Genomic DNA, 1312 nt, shown 5'->3' with positions numbered 1-1312 from the left:
ACTGGATCTGGACATACAATCACGAGCGCCCGAATATGGCACTCGGAGGCATCACCCCTAAACAGAAGTTGGCCCTGGTGGCCTGATATCTATTTCTGGTGAGTATTAAAAATGGGGGGATTACCGCTAGGCCGCGTGATATGTTCTCGTCCTCATAAGCACGATAGATAAAGGCGCCGATCATCATATAGCTGATGGAAACAAATATGGTGCTGAAGTGACGATACATGTCTGGCTTGGAGGGGGCCGATGCGTACGGCAGCGCATAGCCAGCAACGACCGCAAGGCACAGAAGCGATATCAAGCACAGCGCTTTGTAGTCTAGTCGGCCTAATATAGCTACAGCCACCGCCATGACAACGTAGAAAAACATCTCAATCTCTAGCGTCCACAGCACAGGAACCGTGGAGAAGGCTCCATTAAAATAGTTTGCGGCAATCGATGATGTAAGGATGCTCGTAATAGTGTTTGGCTGTTGCAGTCCTCGGTTATAGCAATATACATATGTTATGGCGGCTACAAGAGTGACGCAGAAAAAGCAAACGGGAATGATCCTAAAAAGACGTTGGATAATAAATTGTAAGGGTGGCGTCCTGTCTACCGTTCTTAGAATTACAAATCCACTGATTAGGAAGAATAACGACACGCCAAGCGAGCCAGTATTTAGACCAAATGTAGAGCCCATCCAGTTGCCTAATTTCCAGTGGATGTTATCTGCTAATGTTGTTGGGCCAAAGATCAAATCCTTTACATCTGGCACCCAGATGCCAACAGTATTTGCATCGCTGATTCTGAGTAGAAATACATGCCCCCATAGGACCAACAACACAGCGATTGCTCGTAAAGAGTCTAAGGAAACTCTGAAAAAGACTTTCAAATCTGGTGAAATACGCCAGTCTCAGGAACTGAACGGTTGAANACAGTATTTGCATCGCTGATTCTGAGTAGAAATACATGCCCCCATAGGACCAACAACACAGCGATTGCTCGTAAAGAGTCTAAGGAAACTCTGAAAAAGACTTTCAAATCTGGTGAAATACGCCAGTCTCAGGAACTGAACGGTTGAACCCCGATGAAGCAGATGTCCTTCGCTGACGCCGAATACGCTGGCAAACGCAAACAAACCCGCCGTGAACGCTTCCTGATCGAGATGGATCAGGTCGTGCCCGGAATGGCTTGGTCAAACTGATCGAGCCGCACTATCCGAAGGGCGAAGGTGGTCGTCCGGCCTATCCGTTGATGGCGATGTTACGGGTTCATCTGATGCAAAACTGGTTCGGTTATAGCGACCCGGCCATGGAAGAATCGCTCT

At 47.7% G+C, this 1312-nt stretch carries 2 pseudogenes; one reads left to right on the top strand and one right to left on the bottom strand.

Going from position 1 to position 1312, the window contains the following annotated elements:
- Positions 1–127: 127 nt before the first annotated feature.
- Positions 128–877, bottom strand: a pseudogene (locus ACXPVS_RS27325) (acyltransferase family protein); the annotation flags it as partial.
- A 195-nt stretch (positions 878–1072) separates the two neighbouring features.
- Between ACXPVS_RS27325 and ACXPVS_RS27320 the strand changes: the two are divergent.
- Positions 1073–1312, top strand: a pseudogene (locus tag ACXPVS_RS27320) (transposase); the annotation flags it as partial.

This window comes from Pseudomonas sp. Ma2-10 (assembly GCF_054330215.1).
Note: the sequence above shows the minus strand (reverse complement) of the source record. Positions and strands in the feature narration are given on the sequence as shown.